We start from the raw sequence: 19,394 nt of genomic DNA on the forward strand, positions 1-19,394 counted from the left end.
CCAAAGGACGTCGAGCTCGCCGCATAACCCAGTAACCCTGAACCACCCCAAACCCGACAGGGGTGCCTTGACGAAAGACATAGAGGCACCCCCCCGAAGTCTTCCCCGCCGACGCGGGGGTGTTCCGCGAACGCCACCGGCCCCGCCGCGGATGCGGCGGTCTTCCCCGCCGACGCGGGGGTGTTCCGAAGGTCGTCAGTCTCGCCGATGCGATCAAGCGGTCTTCCCCGCCGACGCGGGGGTGTTCCGCACCGTCTCGCCCCATCGACGGCCGCCCACACGTCTTCCCCGCCGACGCGGGGGTGTTCCGCTCTGCAGAGCTCCCTGCGCCGCCGGGTCCCCGTCTTCCCCGCCGACGCGGGGGTGTTCCGGACTACGACTACACCTGGATCCCCACCAACCCGTCTTCCCCGCCGACGCGGGGGTGTTCCGTTCATCGAGTTCACGAAGGAGTCCCTCCAGCTGTCTTCCCCGCCGACGCGGGGGTGTTCCGCCCGGCGTCGTGGTACTGGCGGGCCTCGACCCGTCTTCCCCGCCGACGCGGGGGTGTTCCGTTGCGTGTCCTTGCGGCGCTTGCCGGCGTGAAGTCTTCCCCGCCGACGCGGGGGTGTTCCGCGCGTCCGCCACCCCGAGGACTGACCCCGGACGTCTTCCCCGCCGACGCGGGGGTGTTCCGGCCGACTCCGAGATGGAGAAGGCCGGCATCGGGTCTTCCCCGCCGACGCGGGGGTGTTCCGTCCGCCTATGAGGACGGCGACCTGGAGGTCGTGTCTTCCCCGCCGACGCGGGGGTGTTCCGTTCGCGACGGGTGCACGGTCCTCGTTGGTGCTGTCTTCCCCGCCGACGCGGGGGGGGTGTTCCGGTAGTGGTCGCGGAGGTCGAACTCCTCGCCGCGTCTTCCCCGCCGACGGGGGGTCCGACCACGGACATTTTCGCGGAGGTGTCGAGTCGTCTTCCCCGCCGACGCGGAGGTCCGGCTCTCATGAACCTGTCCGTGGGGAGCAGCGGCCGTCCTCTCCGCGCAGGAAGAGGTGTATGACACCGAGTAAGAGTTGCCCGCCCCGGGTCCTGTCCGCGCAAGCGCACTCACAGCCACCGAGGCCCCGTTGTGGAATCCCTCCAAAGCCGTAGCACCACCTGCATGGCGAGCGGTCCCGCCGCAGAGCTTTCGCGCCCGCAAACCGCCGACTGCCGGACACCAGCCTCATCCAGGCTCCAGGACACCCGTCGACATGAGCCCGGACACACATCAAGTCCAGGAGTCCAGAAACTGATGATCCATCAGAAAAGTCAGCATTGGGTCAGCATTGGTCCGGCTAGACCTGGCCACACCTGGCGACACCTGCACTTGCCGGCAGGACGCAAGCGCCCCTCATTGCAAACGTGCAAATGCGAATCACCTACAACGTGCAGGTCCAGGTCACACGCACACCACCCCCGCCCTCTGCGTGCGCAAGATCTCCTGCTCAGCGCGTACGACCCCGCGGTTTCAAGGATCCGGGCGGCAGTTCAGGAGCGGACAGGCGCCCCCCTTCATACCCGTTCACGTCCCCAAACCTGACCCCCTTCATCCAGTCCTCGCGTGCGCGACTGATATCGTCGTGCGAACCAGCGATGAAGTTCCACCACATGACGATCTCCTCCTCGAACGGCTCGCCGCCCAGCAGCATCAGCGCCGCGTCCGAAGAGGCGCGCAGCGGCAGTTCGCTGCGGCCGCAGCCGAGGTAGAGCATCGAGCCGGGCAGCACCGGGACGCCGTCCACCTCCGCTGCGCCGGACATCGCGAGCACGGCGTATTCGAAGTCCGGGTCGAGGGGCAGCCTGGCTTCCGCTCCTTCACCCAGGGCGATGTCCGCACCCACGATCGGGGTGTAGGTCGTGCCCGGTGAGGCCGCACCGTCGAGCGCCCCGAGGATCACGGTCGCGGTGAGACCAGGCGCCGTGACGACGGGGAGGTCGGGGTGATGCTCGAACCGTGGCTCGACGTGCCGGTGGGTGTCGGGCAGGGCGACCCAGAGCTGAGCTCCGTGCAGGTACCTGGCATGGGGCTTGGGACTTTCCTCCGAGTGACTGATGGCCCGGCCCGAGGTCATCAGACCCAGTTCGCGCGGGCCGATGCGCTGGAGGCTGCCCAGGCTGTCGCGGTGCAGCACCTCTCCGTCGTGGAGCCAGCTGACCGTCTGCAGGCCCATGTGCGGGTGTGGCGGCACCTGCATCCCGGGCTCGTCGGCGATGTCGTCGGGGCCGTAGTGATCCACGAAGGCCCAGGCGCCGACCATGCGGCGCCCCAGGTTGGGAAGAAGTCTGCGCACCTCGGTGGACTCCCCGAGGCGGACACGGCGCGGGGTGAGTAGCTCACGTACGGGTTCGGCGACGACGAAGCCGCGCCCGCCGCACACCGAGAGCGAGGCCTGTCGATCGAGATTGCTCATGCCGCCCAACCTATTCCCGGCGGGGCGTCGCACGCCGGTTTCCACTCCGAATATTTAGTGGAATGTTTAACTACACCCTCGCGTTGACGAGGCTGGAAGGTACTCCGGCCGAGGAGGAGAAGTGGAAGAGACCTACTACGAGTTCGGTACTCCGGCCGACCGCTGGGACCGGGCGCAGCTGTTCTTCGAGGCGAAGGAGTACGTGACGGCTGCCCGGATCCTGGGGGGCTTGGTCGAGGAGATGCCCGAGCAGGTGGCTCCGAGGCTGCTGCTGGCGCGCGCCTACTACCACTCCGCCCGGCTCACCAAGGCCGAGACCGAGCTGCTCGAGGTGCTCAAGCGCGATCCCGTCGAGGACTACGCGCGGCTGATGCTCGGACGCACCCTGGAGCGCCAGGGCCGGGACGCGGAGGCGGCGCCCCATCTGCGACTCGCGCATGCGATGGCGGGGGACCTGGGAGATGGACCTGCTGCCGGGGAGCGGCAGAACCCGGCCTGACGAAGCAGGGCGTCGGCAACGGCGCGCCGAGCGCGCCTCGGGCGGCGCCACAGCGCCGGAGGGTGACCCCTTCCTCCGGCGCTGTCACCTCGGCGCGCACTCGGCCAGGACGGCCACCGCGTACCGCGCCCGGGGAGGCAGCTGCAGCGCGTCCGAGACCCGCCCGGGCCACTCGCCCATCGGGGCCGGCTGGGACGAGGTCTCCCGCCCGCACCGCCTCGCGGGCAGGTTGCTCACGTCGACGACGTCGCCGCCAGGAAGCGGCCGGCTCCCCCGCGTCAGACGGCGGCGCCGGGGGCGCGGGGAGCACGATCCCTGTGACTGCGAGCAGGTCCCGACGCGTCAGACGGCGGCGCCGGGGAGCGCGGGGAGCACGATCGCTGTGACGGCGAACCCGTCCCCGATCAGCCACTTCCCTTCGTAGCTCCTGGGCATCCCCGGCGCGGTCTGTGAGAGCTCCGCGGTGAAGGTGCCCTCGGTGGGGGTCGCGGGGCCCCGCCGGAAGGTGATGTCGGCCTCGTCGAAGTCGAGTTCGATCCGGGTGAGCGGATACCACGTCTTGAAGACGCTCTCCTTCGCACTGAAGAGCAGCCGGTCCCAGTGGATCAGAGGATCCTCCACCTCCCTGGGCAGCCTGGCCCGCTCCGAGGGCAGCGAGATCATCTCCCACACCCCGGGCGGCAGCGGTTCGTTGGGTTCGGCGTCGATGCCGACCGCCCGCGCGTCGGACGCCCAGGCCAGCGCTGCCGCGCGGAATCCGTCGCAGTGCGTCATGCTGCCGACCGTCCCCTCCGGCCAGAGAGGCATGCCGCGACGTCCCGAAAGTACGGGTGCGGGAGGGAGGCCCAGCGTGGCCATCGCCCTGCGAGCGCAGGCGCGCACGGCTGCGAACTCGTGTCTGCGGCGGTCGACGCTGGCCTCGACCAGGCGTGCCTCCTCCGGGTACAGACTTCCCGGCGGGGCGTCCTTCTCGTAGGTGTCCGCGCACGCGACGTACGCGGGGAGAAGCCGCTCGATCACGAGGGGTCCGCCTTCGGACTCTCGGGCGGGACGCCCTCGTACGGGAGGATCTGCCTCAACAGCCCGCGCGGATGACCACGCTTGCGCCATTCGCGGGGGTAGCCGATGGACACCTCCTCGAAACGGACACCGTCGTGCCAGGTCGTACGTGGGATGTGGAGGTGGCCGTAGACGACGGCGGCGACGTTGAACCGGCGGTGCCAGTCGGCGGTGAGCTCGGTGCCGCACCACTGGGCGAACTCCGGATACCACATGACCGAGGTGGGTTCGCGCAGCAGCGGCCAGTGCCCCGCGATCACGAGGGGCACCGCCGGGTCGTGCTCGGTCAGTCGCTGTTCGGTGTAGGCGACTCGGGCCCGGCACCAGTCGTCGCGGGCCGGATAGGGGTCGGGGTGCAGCAGGTACTCGTCGGTGCAGACGACACCCGCCTCGTGGGCCCGGGCCAGTGACTCCTCCTTGGTCGCCGTGCCGGGCGCCCGGAAGGTGTAGTCGTAGAGCAGGAAGACGGGGGCGACGGCCACCGGGCCGCCCTCGCCCTGCCACCGGGGATAGGGGTCCTCCGGTGTGGTCACTCCGAGTTCGCGGCACACCCGCACGAGGTGGTCGTACCTCGCCTGGCCGCGCAGGCGCACCGGGTCCTTGTCGACCGTCCACAGTTCATGGTTGCCGGGGGTCCACACGACGTGGGCGAATCGTCCCGCCAACAGCTCCAGCGCGCTTTCGACCTCCTCCGCCTGCTCCGCCACGTCACCCGCGACGATGAGCCAGTCCTCTTCGGACGAGGGGCGGAGCCGGTCCGCGAGGGGACGGTTGTCGGCGATCCCGACGTGAAGATCACTGACCGCGAGAAGGGAACTCATTGTTCGAATTTATCGCCTTGCCGGCACCTTGGGCATCGCGTCCCCCGGCATGTCTGCCTCCCACTCCCCCACGATGATTGGCTCAGCGCGTCGGCGGGAATACGCGACAGCGCCGCCGTGGCCGGTGGTACGACCAAGCGTGCGCACCGGATCGCGCACGGCACGGACGGAAGGACCCGCATGCCCATCGCCACCTACGACCTCGTCGCCCTCGACTGCCCGGACCCGCCCTCTCTGGCCGTGTTCTACCAGGGCATTCTGGGTGGGGAGATCAAGAATTCCAGCGAGGACTGGTACGTGCTCCACCTGCCCGGCAACGCGCGCATCGCCTTCCAGCGGGCGGAGGACCACCGGCCGCCGGAGTGGCCCCGGGGGGACCGCAATTCACAGCAGGAGCACCTGGACTTCGACGTGACGGACATCGGCCGCGCGGAGGAACAGGTCCTGGCGCTCGGCGCGACGCCGCTCGACCTCGACGACCAGGGCGGTGAGCGCCGGTTCCGTGTGTACGCGGATCCGGCAGGTCACCCCTTCTGCCTCTGCTGGGAGTGAGCCCGGGGCGGGGCGGGCCTTCGGGACGAGCCGGTCGGGTCGCGGAACGCCGTGACCCGCCCGGTAGCCCCGGCCGGAAGGATCTCGGCCACGCCCCGACATGGGACGGCCCGGCCCGGCCCGACGCGGGAACCGATCCCCCCAGGTAGTCGTACGACGAGCCCATCCGGTTTCCACGGATGCCGCGCTGCCGGGAGCACGGGGAGCGCGTTCGCCGAGGGGCGTGCTCCCGGTGGGCCGGCGCCTCCCGCATGGAGGTCCGGCAGTGGGGCATGCCTCTCCCACCCGCTCCTGGAGGCCGCTTCGGGGGCAGAAGGAAGGGCGGACATCATGGCGGATCCCATGGAACCCGGTGGGCCGGCACTCGTTGCGACGTTCTGCGGTAAGTGCGACTGCGGTTGCCCCCAACTGTTCGTGGACGAGGCCGCTTCCCCGGATCGCAGGATCGTGATCACGGACGACTTCGGTCAGCGGGTGCAGATGAGCGCCGACCAGTTCGGCTCACTCATCGAGGAGGCCAAGGCAGGCAACCTGGACCCGGTGGTCTCGGGCGTGAGCGTGGCCGCCGGGGCCTGATGCACGAACACCTCTCGTGCGGCAGACCTTCTCTGACCGCCAGTCATCCTCGGGAGATGATCAGGAAAGACGTGCGGTCACAACCGGTCCGAGGGTGACGGCTCCGGCCGTCACGACAGCCTGGGCGGTCCGGGACACGGTCCCGGACCGCCCAGGCTCGCCTCACCGGCTCACGCCGGCACGAGCGGAAGTCCGACGCACGGTCGGGCATGACCGGCCCGGTGCGCTGCCAGGGGTTGCCCGTCCACGTCGCTGAGCAGGTCCATCAGCGTGTGGCGCGCTCTCGCGACACGTGAGCGTACGGTTCCGACCGGGCAGCCGAGGATCATGGCTGCCTCGGCGTAGGGATAGCCCAGGAGTTGGGTGAGTACGAAGGCCTCCCGGCGGGCCACCGGAATCGTCGACAGCAGCTCGGCGAGCGCGACTCCCTCCTCGAAGCCCGGCACATGGTGAATCCGGGTCTGCTCCGCTGCGCGCTGCCAGTCGCCCCGGTCCGAGAGCCGGGGCCGCGACGCCGCTCGCCGGAGGCTGTCCGCCACGGTGCGGCGGGCGATGGACAGGAGCCAGGTACGCGCGGAGGAGCGGCCTTCGAATCCGGTCAGGGCGGTGAGCGCGCGGAGGAAGACCTCCTGGGTGAGGTCGTCGGCGGCCTGCGGGTCCGCGCTGAGGAAGGCGACGTACCGCCGGACGTCGTGGTGGAGCTCCCGTACGAAGCGGTCCGCCTTCACGGGGTCACCGTCCCGTGCCGCCAACGCGATCCGTGTCACGGTCTCGTCGGACGCCGGTGTACGTCGCTTCTGTTCCGGTACGTCACCGGCGGGTGGGTGTGGGGCATGGGGCATCGCCAGAGTCCTTACGGGCGCGTGGGGGTCCGGCGACGCCTGGGCGTGCCGGTACGGAGGAACGGCATGCCCGGGGGCATGCCGATGCCCGAGGCGTGCGGGGCTCCGCAGCGCTCGGGGGCCGCTGCCGCCGGTACCACGCCTGTTGCGGGACTACGCGGCAGCCACTCCTCCGGGAGGCCCGCGCGAGGTGATGCTGTGGACGAGCAGGAGCTGCGCGAGAGCGCGGTAGGCGCGCCGGCGCCGTACGCGAGGCTTCGGGCGCCGGACGGGGGCGACGAGGCGGAGCAGGAGGCCGAGCGGCGTCCAGAGTCGTGCCGCGAAGGCGCGCAGCAGACGGAAGAGGGCGCGCTCGCCGTGTGCGAGCCACAGCCCGCACACCACGGCGGCCAGCAGGTGCGCGGCGAGCATCCCCACTGAGGACATCTCCGCCATGCCGTGGTGCAGGGCCGGTTCCATGCCTCCGGTCACTCCCGCGCCCATGGCGTGCGTCGCGTGAGCCCCGGTGTCGGCCACGGAGGTCCCGGAAGTGCCGGGAGGGGGACGGTGGATCAGGCTGCCCAGCCCGGCCCGCTCGACCACACGGGCCGCCTCACGGTCGGTCAGGCCGGCCGCTGCGTCCCCGCAGAGCAGTTTCTCCGCCCACCGATGGGCATAGGAGACGGGCGGTGAGGGCGCGCGGGCCACGGACTGGGCCAGGGCGAAGACCGTGTGCAGCGCGGCCTGCGCGCCGACGGCGGCCGTCGTGACAGCGGCCGGTCCACGCTCGCGGCCCGCCAGCGCCCAGGCGGCGACCGCCGTGCCGAGGAGGGCGACGGATATCGTCCGTCCCGGTACCGGAACGCCCGACATCAGGACGTGCCCCGTCGCCGCTAGCAGCACGCACACGACAGCGAAAGTCGCTGCGCGCACCGCTCGGGAACACCGGCCCGGATTCATGACGGCCCATCCTCGCACCGACGGCCACCCCGGCGCAGCACCGCCGATGCGAAGCGGGTACGCCCGACCGCACGCCGCCGTGGGCACACCCCGGTGCCGGGCGCACCCCACCACACGGCTGCCTCCTGCACGCCGGTGCCGCTCAGGCCCCTCAGCCGGCGGAGTCGTAGGTACGCCTGCCCCGGCGGTACGCGACCTCGCCCAGCGCCACGTCCACCGCGAGGAACAAAGCCAGCGGGACCCCGAGCAGCGGTACGAAGTAGCCCACGACCGCGACGCCCGCCATCAGCGGTACGAGGACGTACGGCGGCACCTTCGCCCATGCCCCGCGCGGCGTCGGACGGCCGAAGGCGGAGCCGCGACCGCGCTGCCACCACATGCGGTAGCCGAGCAGGATCATCACGATCAGCGCTGCCGTGAGGGCGGCGAGCACGATCTGGTTGGCGAGGCCGAACAGTGCGCCCGTGTGCGCGTCGATCCCCCAGCGGGAGAGTTTGGCGAGGAGCGGGTAGTCGGTGAAGCGGACCACGTCGGTCACCTCGCCGGTGGCCGGATCGACCGCGACCGCGTCCTGCTTCTCCGGCCAGCTCCGCTGGATCTGGCGCACGACGTACGCCGACGAGGGGTCGGCCGGTGGCACGATCTCCACCGGGTCGGTGAGGCGCTCGGCACGAGCGGCGTCCAGCACGGCGTCCACCCCTACGTCCGGCCCCTTCGTGCCGCCCTGTCCACCGGAGCCCGTGTGCTCGGCGTGCTCTCCCGGTGCTGCGTGCTCTCCCCCGGGCACGACCGCGGTGGAGACGACCGGCGTGGTCTGGCCGACCGCCTCCCGCAGATCGGCGATGCTCCCGCCGGCGTACGTCGACCAGGTCAGGCCTGTCGCGGAGAGGAAGAAGAGTCCGATCGCCGCCCAGACGCCCACCGTGCCGTGCAGGGACAGCGTGCGCCTGCGGCCCGTGGTGCCCCGCAGCTTCCGTCGGGCCCTGCGGCGGCCGAACCACAGGACGAGGCCTCCGGCGGCTATCACCCAGAGCCAGCTCGCGGCGAGTTCGCTGTAGAGCCGTCCGGTCTGGCCCAGATGCAAGTCCCGGTGGAACTCGTCGATCCAGGTACGCAGGGGCAGGGCCCCGCTGGAGCCGTACTGTTCGAGTGCTCCGGTCACCTCACCGGTGTACGGGTCGACGAACACGGCGAGCGTGTGGGTGGCCTCCACGCCCGGGACATCGGCCAGCAGCACTCGCGTCGTCGCACCGGCTTCCGGCGAGGGCCGGACGGCGCTCAGGGTGCCCTGCGGGTACGCCTCACGAGCCGCCGACACCTGCCGCGACACCGGCAGTTCGTCCCCACCTACGGGCACCCGCAGTTCGTCGGCGTACACGAGCCGCTCTGCCTGGTAGGAACCGGCGTAGAGAAGGCCGGTCGCCGCCGCGACCAGGAGGAAGGGAGCGACCAGCACACCCGCGTAGAAGTGCAGGCGCAGAACAAGTGGCCGGAGGGACGACCAGGCGCCGCGCGCGGGGATCGTTTCGGACCGTCCGGTGTCCGGGGCTTCGTCGGGAGGGCGGACGGCTGGTTCGACCGACATGGCGGGGCTCCTCACTCGGGGCAGGGGTGAGCGGGCCGTGATCGGCCGGTCGAGTAGTCGGGGCGGGACGGACGCTGGTTCCCGGCATCTCGTGTGACCTGCATCACGCCATCCGGTCCGAGGTGCCGGGCGGTGCTGACCCCGCCGAACGCCTGCGCGCCGCGCGGAACGGGCGGCGGACGGTGCCGAGCGACCGTCCCGTGCCCTGGAGGACGTCGGACCGACGCGCGCGGGATGGGAGTGCGCGTCCGGCGCGCGGGCATCCTACGAGGTGCCTCACCGCCGGGCCCGCGGGTGGCGCCGGACCGCCCCCTGTGGGACGCGGCCCATCGCGCCTCGCGCGTGCCCGGCGGTCGGCAACGCCGGGGCTTCACATCCCGGGAGTACAGTCGCCCCTGCTCAGCGCTCTAGAACACCAGGTGAAAGATGACCAGCCACATAGATGCAATGGCCACGCACAGCAGACCCGACGACTCCTTCTACGCGGAGCGGGCACAGCGCCTCCGTCGGCGGTTGGAGCGTCTGATCGGGATCGCCGCGACCGAGGGGAACGAGCTCGTCCCGCTCCGGAACGGCAACGAGATCTTCGGGTCGATGCTGGAATCGATCCGTGGCGCCGAACACACCGTGGACATGATGACGTTCGTGTACTGGCGCGGGGACATCGCCCGTGAGTTCGCCGAGGCGCTGTCGGAACGGGCTCGCTCCGGAGTGCGGGTCCGCCTGCTGCTCGACGGGTTCGGGTCACGCCTGATCGAGAAGGATCAGCTGACGCTGATGGAGGAAGCCGGGGTGGAGGTCGCCTGGTTCCGTAAGCCGCTGTACCTCTCGCCCCTGAAGCAGAACCACCGCTGCCACCGCAAGGTCCTGATCACCGACGAGGAGACGGCGTTCACCGGCGGTGTCGGGATCGCCGAGGAGTGGTGCGGGGACGCTCGTGACGAGACCGAGTGGCGCGACACCCATGTGAAGGTGCGGGGCCCGGCTGTGGACGGACTGGCCGCGGCCTTCGCACAGAACTGGGCGGAGTGCCACGACGAGCTCTTCACCGACCGCGACAGATTCGTCGACGCCGCCGCCCCCGGCGAGTCCGTCGTCCAGGTCGTCCGCGGGTCGGCCGGTTTCGGCTGGCAGGACATGCAGACACTGCTCCGCGTCGTCATCGAGTCCGCCGAGGAGCGGATCCGGCTGACCACCGCCTACTTCGCGCCGGACGAGTACTTCATCGGCCTGCTCTGCGACGCCGCCCGGCGGGGTGTGTCCGTGGAGATCCTGCTCCCGGGGCCGCACACCGACAAGCGGGTGTGCATGCTGGCGGGCCAGAACCACTACGAGGCGCTCAACGCCTGCGGTGTGCGGATCTACCAGTACCAGCCCACCATGCTCCACACCAAGGCCCTGACGGTCGACGGTGTCGCCTCGCTCATCGGTTCGACGAACTTCAACCGTCGTTCGATGGACCACGACGAGGAGGTGATGCTCGCCGTGCTGGACCGGGAGTTCACCCTCACCCTGGATGGTCACTTCGACGAGGACGTCGAGCGCAGCACGCTGATCGACGGCGCGCGGTGGAAGCGCCGCCCGCTCGTGCAGCGTCTTCGTGAGGCGTCGGTCGTCCCGATCCGCCGCTGGCTCTGACGCGCGGGCCCCGGCCGCGGAGGCGACCGTCGCGGCCGGCTCCCCGAGCAGGGGTGTGACGTGTGTTCCCCGGGGCATACGGGCTGTCACCTGCCGTTCGTCAGGTGAGGTGAAGGGAGCGGTCCATGAGCGAGTCTGTCGGGACACGGCCGGAGACGGCCGCGGTGATTACGGAGCCGGTACCCGATCTGCAGCTCCAGTTGCTGATCCAGTTGCTGGACAGAGAGCTCCGGTCGAGTCTGCCGATCACACTCGCTCTGGCCGGTGGCGTCCTCCACGGGGACGTGATCGGGCACGAGGCGTGGAAGGCGGACTGGGCGAGGAGTCTGCGCCAGGTCGAGGGTGAGGGCGCGAACCTGATCGCGGAGTTCCCGGAGACGGTGGACCAGGGGATCAGAGAGCTCGTGGCCGACGACGAGGGCGGAGGTGCTCTGCCGCGCTGGATCCACCTGCGGGACGCGACCCTGGTCCTCGGGGGTACGGGCTCGCTGCGTCTTCCCCTCTGGCGGGGACGCCTGGCCGACGTCTCGGGCTGGGCCCTGGGCCGGCCGCAGTAGGCGGTTCCCGCCCATGGCACGCGGGAGGAACCGGAGGCCGGCCGGCCACCCCGCCGAGCATGACAGCCTTACGCGTCAAGCCGGTTGTACGGTGCCGGCCTCGGCGTCCAGTGCCGCGACCAGCCAGTCGTGCGCCGAGCCGGGCGTGGGTTCGGGTGGGTCTCCCGGCACACCGGTCAGCTCGGCCGTGAGCTCCCAGTACCGGTCGATCCTCGGGTCGGCGGCGAGCTGCCGGAGGAGCTCCCGCCGGAAGGCCGGGGTGTCCGCTGCGATGCGGGCGCTCGCGTAGGCGTCCACGAATCCGTCCAGCGCCTCGCCCGGGCCCGGCCGCCGCCCCCGGCGCATCTCGGTGCCCGCCAGCTCGTACGCCTCGGCGAGGCCGGCGTAGAGCACGGTGGAGGCACGGGCGTCGGCGGCCCGGTGGGCGGCAGGCTGGGTCGGTGCCGACCCACCGCAGTCACCGGTGACCAGGGCGTTCAACCCGGCGAATGCCAGAACCTGCTCCGGCTGCGGATCTTCCGGCGGCTGCGGGACCGCGATGTCCAGGAACGCGGTGACCGAACGGGCCGGCATCCTCGGCGGCAGCCAGGCGCGCCAGAACCGGGCCAGGGGCGCCGTGCTCGGCGGCACCGCCACGGAGGCGATCAGACGCAGACGGTCCGCGCGTTCGTCGGGTGGGGACTCCTGCACCGACCGGAGAGCCGCCTCCTTCCAGCGCAGCGCCCGGACCTGCGAGCCGAGTGCGCGCAACTGCCCGGCCACGGCGTCCTCCAGAGCGCCTCCCGTGCGCCCAGGGGTGTTTTCCTCTTCGAGCACCCGGCGCACCACGGGGAGCGGCAGGTCCATGCGACGCAGCGAGCGGATCATCCGCAGCCGCTCGAGTGCCCCCGCGTTGTAGCGGCGGTGGCCACCGGCGCTACGGCCGGCCTCGGGCAGCAGACCGCTGTCCGAATAGAAGCGGACCGTCTTGACGCTCACTCCCGCCCGCTCGGCCAGCTCGCCGATTCCCCACAGCCCTTCGTAGGACATCGCCACTTGAACCTCCCTCAGGGGGAGTTCCTACGGTACCCGCGACGGGCGGCCGACCCGGCCGCTCCGCTACGACGGCGTACCGAGGAGACTCAGTGACCACGTTCATCCTGGTGTCCGGAATGTTCACCGGACCCCGTGTCTGGGAGAGCACGGCAGCACGGCTGGAGGAGGAGGGAGCGCGTGTCCACGCCGTTGCCCTCGGGGGGCTCGGCGACGCCGGAACCTCCGGTGCGGGGGTGGACCTGGAGGCCCATGTCGCGGATGTCGTGGCGGCGATCGACGGGGCACTACGGGTGGCCTCGGACGAGATCGTGCTCGTCGGCCACGACTACGGCATCCATCCGGTCGTGGGCGCTGCCGACCGGCGGGCGGATTCCGTCAACCGGATCGTCTACCTCGACTCGGGGCTCCCCCGCGACGGTGCGCCCGCACTCGCCGCGGTGGCCGATCAGAGCCTGCGCGAGGAGGTGCTCCGTGCCGCCGGAGGGGGAGCGCCGGGGGCCGTGCTCCCGCCCCCGGCACGCGAGGAGTGGCGGCACTGGGGAAGCACCGCGGGTGTCCCGGACACGCAGCTCGACCGGCTCACTGCTCTCGCCCGCCCCCAGCCCCTGGGTACGCTGCTGCAGCCGCTGAGCCTGACCGGTGCGGTGGCCGCCGTGCCCATGTCGGGGGTGCTGTGCACCGGCAACGGTGCGAGCATCGCCCTGGTCCAGGCTCGGGTGAATCTGGGTGAGCCCACCCTGCTGCCGCTCGTCGATGCCGGGATGTCGTTCCTCGAACTGCCCACGGGCCACTGGCCGATGCTCTCCACGCCCGCGGAGCTGGCCGGCACACTGCTACAGGCCGCGGCGGGCCGGGGCAGCCGGCTGACGGCCCCGGACGCCGGGAGCCCGCCCGCGCATCTGGGGCCGTTCCTCCTCGACGTTCCCGAGGTACCGCGTGAGCGCAACGGCAACCTCGATCTGTACGTACCGCCCGCTGCCCGGGGCCCGCTCCCCGCCGTGGTCTTCGTCCACGGCGGCCCGGTGCCCGCCGAAGCCCGGCCGACTCCCCGCGACTGGCCCGTCCTCCAGGGATACGCCCACAGCGTGGCCGGCCGCGGAATGGTGGGCGCGATCCTGGACCACGGCCTGCACACGGTGAACGACTACGAGCGGGCGGCCGCCGATCTGGCCGACGCGGTGGAGCGGGTCAGGGCCGATCCCCGGGTGGACGCGGATCGGGTCGCCCTGTGGTTCTTCTCCGGCAGCGGTCCGCTCACGGCCGACTGGATGGCGAAGCCGCCCGCGTGGCTGAGGTGCCTGGCGGCCAACTACCCGATCATGGCGGCGCTTCCCAACTGGGGCCGGATCGGCGTCCGGTTCAGGCCCGCGGAGGCCGTCGCGCACGCGGGTTCCCTGCCGCTGGTGCTGGTGCGCGTGGGCCTGGAGAACACCGAGATCGCGACCACCGTGGAGGAGTTCGTGCACGCGGCGCTCGCCTGTGGTGCCGCCCTGGACCTGATCGACGTGCCGAACGGTCACCACACCTTCGACGCCATCGACCGCACGGACGAGTCGCGCGAGGCGGTTCGCAGGGCGTTGCGCACCGTGCTGGACCACCTGACGGCCTGATCAGCGCTGTCTCCGGCCCCGCGGGTGCGCACGGTGGAGATCTGCATGACGCTGGGAAAGCAGCGACATCGGCCGTACACGCACGCGAGGAGGTCGCCATGGCGAGCAAGGACGACGATCTACGCAAGGGCGACAAGGTTTCCTGGAAGAGCCACGGCAGGAAGGTGGAGGGCGAGGTCACCGAGAAGCACACGGACCGGACGCGCGCGGCCGGCCGGACCGTCGACGCCTCGGACGAGGACCCCCAGTACGAGGTCGAGAGTGACAGGAGCGGCCGCTCCGCCGTACACAGGCCGGACGCACTGCGGAAGGAGAGCGACGGTTCGTGAGCGCCACACCTGGGAGGAACCGGCTCCCGGCCGGCCCCGGACGTCGTCCCTCTCGGGCTGACCGCGTCACTCGAAGAGACCATCCCCGTGGCGGCTGCTGGCTTCGGCGCCCTGAACGTGATCGGGTTGACAGCCCGTCAGCTGTACGGGACCGAACCGAGGGGCACGGATGACGAACCGACAGCACCCCCCGCCTCCTGATGCCGTCGTCGTGGGCGCCGGCCTGGCAGGACTCTCCTGCGCACGCGACCTCAGTGAGGCCGGGCTGCGCGTTGAGGTGCTGGAGGCGTCCGACGGGGTCGGTGGCCGGATGCGCACCGACCGTCAGGACGGCTTCCTGCTCGACCGGGGTTTCCAGGTCTTCAACACCTCGTACCCGCAGGTGAAGAGGCGTGTCGATCTGCGCGCCCTGCGACTGCGGCCCTTCACTCCGGGGCTCGTGGCACGGACGCCCTCGGGACGGGTCCGTGTCACGGACCCGACCCGGCGCCCCCGGGACGCGGCCCAGCTGCTTCCGGGGCTCGTCCTGCCCGGGCGGGATCTCGCGGCCCTCGCCGCGCTCGCCGCCCGTGACGCCCTGCTGCCCGCCAGGCTCGTGGCGGGCGGGACCGACCGTTCGGCGTCGCAGGCACTCGTCCGCGCCGGGTTGTCCCCGCGAGCGGTCGAGGACTTCCTCCGGCCCTTCCTCTCCGGGGTGTTCCTGGAGGAGGGGCTGGAGACCTCGTCGCGGTTCATGCACCTGGTCCTGCGGAGCATGGTGCGGGGAACTCTCTGTCTGCCCGCACGTGGCATCGGGGCCGTGCCCGAACAGCTCGCCGCGGGGCTTCCGGAAGGGATCATCAAGCTCGGCTCGGCCGTGGCCGAGGTGACCGACGACGGGGTCCTCCTGGCCGACGGGGACGAACGCCCGGCCGGTGTGGTGGTCGTGGCCACGGACGCCTCCGTGGCCACGCGGCTGCTGCCCGGGCTGCCGGTGCCCGGCAGCCGGACGGTCACGACGTACTACCACGCCGCCACCCACTCACCGCTGACGGAGCCGACCCTGGTCGTGGACAGCGGCCTCGCCGTTCTGAACAGCTGTGTCCTGACCGAGGTCGCCCCCACCTACGCGCCACCGGGCACCTCCCTGGTGTCGACGTCGGTCCTCGGCTCGGGCCCGGCGGGCGGGGAGCCGACGGTCCGCGCACGGCTGGCCGAGCTGTACGACACGGACACCAGCACCTGGGAGACGGTCGCCGAACGCACGGTCGAGGGCGCCCTCCCGGCGATGCGCCCGCCATGGCCGCTGAGCCGTACGACCCGCTTCGCGCGGGGCCGCTACGTCTGCGGGGACCACCGGGCGACCGGTTCGGTACAGGGGGCACTGGCCTCCGGCAGCAGGGCCGCCCGCGAGGTGCTGGCCGACCTCGCCTCCGCGCGTACCTCCGGACCGTGACGGTTGGAGGCCGGCGGACGGCGGACGATGTCGTCGTCGTGGGCGGTGGCGCGGCAGGGCTCTGCCTGGCGCACGGTCTCACCGCCGCCGGGAGAGCGGTGACCGTGGTCGAGGCACCCGACGGGCCGCTGCGGCCACCGGAACGCACCTGGTGCTACTGGGAAGCCGGCCCTGGAGCGTTCGAGGAGGCCGTCACCGCCTCTTGGGGACGGCTGCGGGTGCGGGGTCCTGAGGGCCACGTGATCGAGTCGGAGCCAGTCCCCCTGCGCTACCGCATGGTGCGATCCGGCCTCTTCGAGCAGCTGGTTCACGCACGTCTGGCGGAGTCCGGGACCTCCCGGGTCCTGCGTGCCACGGCCCACGCGGTGAGGGACACGCACCGGGGCGCGGAGGTGCGCTGCACGACCGCGGACGGGGAGGCGCTCACCCTGCGCGCGGCCCTGGTCTTCGACTCCCGTCCGGTGCGGCAGATGCCGCCGCACCGGACACTGCTGCTGCAGCACTTCCGGGGCTGGTTCGTCCGTACGTCAGAACCCCGCTTCGAGCCAAAGGTCGCCGATCTCATGGACTTCCGGGTGCCTCAGCCGCGGCACGGGCTCGCGTTCGGCTATGTGCTGCCGCTCGCGCCGGACCGCGCTCTGGTCGAGTACACCGAGTTCTCCCGGACACCCCTCACCGCCACCGCTTACGACGACGCGCTGCGGCACTACACCGGAAGCGTCCTGCGGCTGGGCCGGTTCACCGTAGACTCCGCCGAACAGGGCGTCATCCCCATGACCGACGCCCGGTTCCCGCGCCGCGTCGGCCGCGCGGTCTTCCGTATCGGGGCCGCGGGCGGGGCGACGCGTCCGGCGACGGGTTACACCTTCGCCGCGGTTCAGCGCCAGAGCCTCGCCGTCGCGGCGGCGCTGGAACGTGGCCGCCCGGGCGTTCCCCCGCCGCACGGCCGCCGTGCGCTCGCCATGGACGCGGTTCTGCTCAGGGCTCTGGACACCGGGCGCGTGGACGGCCCGCGGTTCTTCACCGATCTGTTCCGCCGGGTCCCCATGGAGCGTCTGCTGAGGTTCCTGGACGGCGGGAGCACACCGTGGGAGGAGTTCGGCATCGGGCTGCGGACCCCGGTGGGCCCGATGCTCCGTACTGCGGCCGAACTCCCCTTCCTGACCCGGCGGCTCACCGCCCGATCCGAGGAGCGCACCTGATGACCCTGCTGCGGGACCGCGATCTGGCGCGGGCCTTCGATCATGCCTCGCTCACCTACGACCGCCTCACGGCGCTGAACCCCGGATACCGCTCGGATCTGTTCCGCTCGGCCCACCGACTGCGTCTTCCGCGGGGCGGGCGGGGTCTGCGGGTGCTGGACCTCGGGTGCGGTACGGGCGCCTCGACGCGGGCGCTGCTGCGCGCGGCGCCGTACGCGAGGATCACGGCGGTGGACGCCTCCGCCGGGATGCTGGACCGGGCGCGGGCCAAGCGCTGGCCTCCGAACGTCCGGTTCCTGCACCGGTCGGCCGAGGAATTGTCCACCACCGACGACGACGGTTCGTTCGACGCGGTGTTCGCCGCCTATCTCTTCCGCAACGTCGCCGAACCGGGTGAGGTGCTCGGATCGGTGCGGACCCTTCTGCGTCCGGGGGGCCGTCTGCTGGTCCACGAGTACAGTCTGAGCGGCTCGCCCGTGCACCGGGCCGTGTGGAACGCGGTGTGCGCGGGCGTCATCGTGCCGGCGGGGACCCTGACCGGCGACCGCGAGCTGTATCACCATCTGTGGCGCAGCGTCCTGGCGTTCGACACCGCGCCCGTCTTCGCGGAGCGGATCGCGCGGGCGGGCTTCCCCTTCGTGCGGACCGTTCCGGTCGGCGGCTGGCAGACGGGCATCGTCCATGTCTTCCTGGCCCGCAAGGGTGCGGGGCACGTCGGTCCCGGTGCCGCATGAGGGCCCGCGGGCTCGGCGTGCACGGCCGGGACGGCCGGGCGGAGGTGCTCCTGCCGGAACCAGGACGGGCGCGCTTCTCCGGGGAGGCTCCCTCGGTCGCGGTGATCGGCGGCGGCATCGCCGGGATCGCCGCGGCCACCTGCCTGGCCGAACGCGGTGTGCGCGTCACCCTCTACGAACGCGGGGAGAGCCTGGGCGGCCGCCTCGCCGGGTGGCCGGTCTCGCTTGCCGACGGGTCGGCGGTGACGATGAGCCGGGGTTTCCACGCCTTCTTCCGGCAGTACTACAACCTGCGAGCGCTGTTGCGCCGTACGGATCCCGGGCTGTCGGCGCTGGTCCCGCTGCCGGATTACCCTCTGCGGCACCGCGACGGCCTGACGGACGGCTTCGCCCGTGTGCCGAGGACTCCACCGTGGAGCGCGCTCGGATTCGTCGCGCTCAGCCCGTCGTTCGGCTGGCGCGACCTGGCCGCGATGAATCCGCGCAAGGCCCTGCCGCTGCTCGACGTACGGGTTCCCGAGGTGTACGAGCGGTTCGACGGGGTGAGCGCCGAGGAGTTCCTGCGCCGGATCAACTTCCCGGAGGCGGCCCGGCATCTGGCGTTCGAGGTGTTCTCGCGCAGCTTCTTCGCCGACCCGCGGGAGCTGTCGGCCGCCGAACTCCTGCTGATGTTCCACATCTACTTCCTGGGATCGTCGGAAGGGCTCCTCTTCGACGTGCCGCGTGAACCGTTCCCTCAGGCGTTGTGGGAGCCGCTCGAGGGCTACCTGCGCGGACTCGGCACACAGGTGCGCACCGCGTGCCCGGTCAGCCGAGTCCACTCGGACGGCGGCGGCGACCTCATCGTGGAGACCGGGGACGGGACCGGCCGGTACCAGGGTGTGGTCCTGGCGCTGGACACCGACGGCCTGCGCCATGTCGTGCGCGGTTCACCGGAGTTGGGGGACGCGTCTTGGCGTGAGGATGTGGACGCGCTGCGCACCGCCCCGCCGTTCCTCGTCTCCCGGCTGTGGCTGGACCGCCCGGTGGACGTGAGGCGTGCCGGGTTCCTCGGGACCAGTGGGTACGACGGCCTCGACAACATCAGCGTCCTGGACCGCTGGGAGGGCGAGTCCGCCCGTTGGGCCGCCCGTACCGGGGGATCCGTGGTCGAGCTCCACGCGTACGCGGTGGACGAGCGGGAGGAGCGTAAGGAGGTCCAGCGCAGGATGCTGGACCGGATGCACGAGGTCTACCCGGAGACCGTGGACGCCCGGGTCGTGGACGCCCGCCACGAGTGGCGCGCCGACTGCCCGGTCTTCCCGGTGGGCGGGTACCGCCGCCGGCCGGGTGTCCGCACGCCCGATCCCCGCGTGATGCTGGCGGGTGATCTGGTGCGCACGGATCTCCCGGTCGCGCTGATGGAGCGCGCGGCCACCTCGGGATTCCTTGCGGGCAACGCGCTGCTGGCCGGGTGGGGAGTGCGCGGCGAGGTGTTGCGGACCGTTCCGGGGGCGGGGCGATCCCGGGCCCTGCGCGCGCTGGCGAGGCAGACCGGGCGGCGCTGAGG

18 protein-coding genes and 1 CRISPR repeat array are annotated in these 19,394 nt (G+C 71.7%); of the genes, 11 read left to right on the forward strand and 7 right to left on the reverse strand.

Annotated features, from left to right (window positions below; genetic code table 11):
• Positions 1 to 98 precede the first annotated feature (98 nt).
• Positions 99 to 979: direct repeats of the CRISPR family, unit length 29 nt; unit sequence GTCTTCCCCGCCGACGCGGGGGTGTTCCG.
• Positions 980 to 1,466: 487 nt separating this feature from the next.
• Positions 1,467 to 2,432 carry a pirin family protein gene (locus tag ACGFNN_RS33920; RefSeq protein WP_393561787.1) on the reverse strand — a complete coding sequence of 322 codons (966 nt, stop codon included), beginning with the start codon at positions 2,430 to 2,432 and terminating at the stop codon, positions 1,467 to 1,469.
• Between the two features lie 121 nt (positions 2,433 to 2,553).
• On the opposite strand from ACGFNN_RS33920, the gene ACGFNN_RS33925 reads away from it, so the two are divergent.
• Positions 2,554 to 2,931, forward strand: a complete 378-nt coding sequence (locus tag ACGFNN_RS33925; RefSeq protein WP_393561788.1) for a tetratricopeptide repeat protein — start codon at positions 2,554 to 2,556, stop codon at positions 2,929 to 2,931.
• A 342-nt stretch (positions 2,932 to 3,273) separates the two neighbouring features.
• On the opposite strand, the gene ACGFNN_RS33930 is transcribed toward ACGFNN_RS33925, so the two are convergent.
• Both ACGFNN_RS33930 and ACGFNN_RS33935 read right to left on the reverse strand, forming a co-directional pair.
• Positions 3,274 to 3,951: a 4'-phosphopantetheinyl transferase gene (locus tag ACGFNN_RS33930; RefSeq protein ID WP_393561789.1), complete on the reverse strand. Its 678-nt coding sequence runs from the start codon at positions 3,949 to 3,951 to the stop codon at positions 3,274 to 3,276.
• Complete coding sequence (locus tag ACGFNN_RS33935) at positions 3,948 to 4,811, reverse strand: metallophosphoesterase family protein (RefSeq protein WP_393561790.1); 864 nt, start codon at positions 4,809 to 4,811, stop codon at positions 3,948 to 3,950. Before ACGFNN_RS33935 ends, ACGFNN_RS33930 begins: the two co-directional genes overlap by 4 nt.
• Before the next feature lie 180 nt (positions 4,812 to 4,991).
• Between ACGFNN_RS33935 and ACGFNN_RS33940 the strand changes: the two genes are divergently transcribed.
• On the forward strand, positions 4,992 to 5,363 hold the full coding sequence (locus ACGFNN_RS33940; RefSeq protein ID WP_393561791.1) for a VOC family protein: 372 nt from the start codon (positions 4,992 to 4,994) through the stop codon (positions 5,361 to 5,363).
• Positions 5,364 to 5,693: 330 nt separating this feature from the next.
• On the forward strand, positions 5,694 to 5,939 hold the full coding sequence (locus tag ACGFNN_RS33945; RefSeq protein WP_393561792.1) for a hypothetical protein: 246 nt from the start codon (positions 5,694 to 5,696) through the stop codon (positions 5,937 to 5,939).
• Positions 5,940 to 6,109: 170 nt separating this feature from the next.
• On the opposite strand, the gene ACGFNN_RS33950 is transcribed toward ACGFNN_RS33945, so the two are convergent.
• The 3 genes from ACGFNN_RS33950 to ACGFNN_RS33960 all read right to left on the reverse strand — a co-directional run bounded on the left by ACGFNN_RS33950 (position 6,110) and on the right by ACGFNN_RS33960 (position 9,305).
• The gene (locus tag ACGFNN_RS33950; protein ID WP_393561793.1) at positions 6,110 to 6,781 is read right to left on the reverse strand and encodes a sigma-70 family RNA polymerase sigma factor; all 672 of its coding nucleotides are present in this window, start codon (positions 6,779 to 6,781) and stop codon (positions 6,110 to 6,112) included.
• Between the two features lie 153 nt (positions 6,782 to 6,934).
• Positions 6,935 to 7,669, reverse strand: coding sequence for a hypothetical protein (locus tag ACGFNN_RS33955; protein ID WP_393561794.1), 735 nt, complete (start codon positions 7,667 to 7,669; stop codon positions 6,935 to 6,937).
• Positions 7,670 to 7,871: 202 nt separating this feature from the next.
• Positions 7,872 to 9,305 carry a PepSY-associated TM helix domain-containing protein gene (locus tag ACGFNN_RS33960; RefSeq protein WP_393561795.1) on the reverse strand — a complete coding sequence of 478 codons (1,434 nt, stop codon included), beginning with the start codon at positions 9,303 to 9,305 and terminating at the stop codon, positions 7,872 to 7,874.
• A 426-nt stretch (positions 9,306 to 9,731) separates the two neighbouring features.
• Here ACGFNN_RS33960 and ACGFNN_RS33965 point away from each other — a divergent pair, with 426 nt between their 5' ends.
• Positions 9,732 to 10,943: a phosphatidylserine/phosphatidylglycerophosphate/cardiolipin synthase family protein gene (locus ACGFNN_RS33965; RefSeq protein WP_393561796.1), complete on the forward strand. Its 1,212-nt coding sequence runs from the start codon at positions 9,732 to 9,734 to the stop codon at positions 10,941 to 10,943.
• Positions 10,944 to 11,068: 125 nt separating this feature from the next.
• Positions 11,069 to 11,500 (forward strand): hypothetical protein, encoded by a 432-nt coding sequence (locus tag ACGFNN_RS33970; protein ID WP_362672839.1) that lies wholly within the window; start codon positions 11,069 to 11,071, stop codon positions 11,498 to 11,500.
• 75 nt (positions 11,501 to 11,575) lie between these two features.
• On the opposite strand, the gene ACGFNN_RS33975 is transcribed toward ACGFNN_RS33970, so the two are convergent.
• Positions 11,576 to 12,529, reverse strand: coding sequence for a MerR family transcriptional regulator (locus ACGFNN_RS33975; RefSeq protein WP_393561834.1), 954 nt, complete (start codon positions 12,527 to 12,529; stop codon positions 11,576 to 11,578).
• A gap of 95 nt (positions 12,530 to 12,624) precedes the next feature.
• On the opposite strand from ACGFNN_RS33975, the gene ACGFNN_RS33980 reads away from it, so the two are divergent.
• The 6 genes from ACGFNN_RS33980 to ACGFNN_RS34005 all read left to right on the forward strand — a co-directional run bounded on the left by ACGFNN_RS33980 (position 12,625) and on the right by ACGFNN_RS34005 (position 19,392).
• Complete coding sequence (locus ACGFNN_RS33980; protein ID WP_393561797.1) at positions 12,625 to 14,145, forward strand: alpha/beta hydrolase; 1,521 nt, start codon at positions 12,625 to 12,627, stop codon at positions 14,143 to 14,145.
• Positions 14,146 to 14,243: 98 nt separating this feature from the next.
• Positions 14,244 to 14,474 carry a DUF2945 domain-containing protein gene (locus ACGFNN_RS33985; RefSeq protein ID WP_393561798.1) on the forward strand — a complete coding sequence of 77 codons (231 nt, stop codon included), beginning with the start codon at positions 14,244 to 14,246 and terminating at the stop codon, positions 14,472 to 14,474.
• 169 nt (positions 14,475 to 14,643) lie between these two features.
• Positions 14,644 to 15,909: an NAD(P)/FAD-dependent oxidoreductase gene (locus ACGFNN_RS33990; RefSeq protein ID WP_393561799.1), complete on the forward strand. Its 1,266-nt coding sequence runs from the start codon at positions 14,644 to 14,646 to the stop codon at positions 15,907 to 15,909.
• Complete coding sequence (locus tag ACGFNN_RS33995; protein ID WP_393561800.1) at positions 15,906 to 17,111, forward strand: lycopene cyclase family protein; 1,206 nt, start codon at positions 15,906 to 15,908, stop codon at positions 17,109 to 17,111. The genes ACGFNN_RS33990 and ACGFNN_RS33995 overlap by 4 nt, the downstream gene beginning before the upstream one ends.
• Positions 17,111 to 17,845, forward strand: a complete 735-nt coding sequence (locus ACGFNN_RS34000; protein WP_365098491.1) for a class I SAM-dependent methyltransferase — start codon at positions 17,111 to 17,113, stop codon at positions 17,843 to 17,845. The genes ACGFNN_RS33995 and ACGFNN_RS34000 overlap by 1 nt, the downstream gene beginning before the upstream one ends.
• Entirely contained in the window at positions 17,842 to 19,392 is a 1,551-nt protein-coding gene (locus tag ACGFNN_RS34005) for an FAD-dependent oxidoreductase (protein WP_393561801.1), read from the forward strand. The genes ACGFNN_RS34000 and ACGFNN_RS34005 overlap by 4 nt, the downstream gene beginning before the upstream one ends.
• Positions 19,393 to 19,394 lie beyond the last annotated feature (2 nt).

Origin of the sequence: Streptomyces sp. NPDC048590 (assembly GCF_043199535.1) — a bacterium.
In the GTDB taxonomy this organism is placed as follows: domain Bacteria; phylum Actinomycetota; class Actinomycetes; order Streptomycetales; family Streptomycetaceae; genus Streptomyces.